Source organism: Pseudomonas sp. 43(2021), assembly GCF_017490805.1.
In the GTDB taxonomy this organism is placed as follows: Bacteria; Pseudomonadota; Gammaproteobacteria; order Pseudomonadales; family Pseudomonadaceae; genus Aquipseudomonas.
This window is the reverse complement of sequence record NZ_JAFGYJ010000649.1, coordinates 1-246: the sequence shown is the minus strand read 5'-3', so window position 1 is coordinate 246 and position 246 is coordinate 1. Positions and strand designations below refer to the sequence as shown.

General features: G+C 57.7%; 1 pseudogene. It reads left to right on the top strand.

Features of this window, described 5'->3' with window-relative positions:
* A pseudogene (locus J5M71_RS29120) lies at positions 1–121 on the top strand (VacJ family lipoprotein); the annotation flags it as partial.
* Positions 122–246: the final 125 nt, after the last annotated feature.

Genomic DNA, 246 nt, shown 5'->3' with positions numbered 1-246 from the left:
GCGTGTGGTGGACAAGCGCTACAGCACCAAATTCCGCTATGGCCAGCTCAACTCGCCGTTCGAGTACGAGAAGGTGCGGTATGTGTATACCCAGGCGCGCAAGCTGCAGATAGCCGAGTAGGCCGGCACTGGCAACATCAAGTCCCCAGGAACTGGCAAAGCTCCCGCTTCTTGGCCAAGGCATCCTTTCGCCCCAGCTCTATCAGCTCGCTGCAGTAACTGGCCTCGAACAGCAAATAGCTCAAC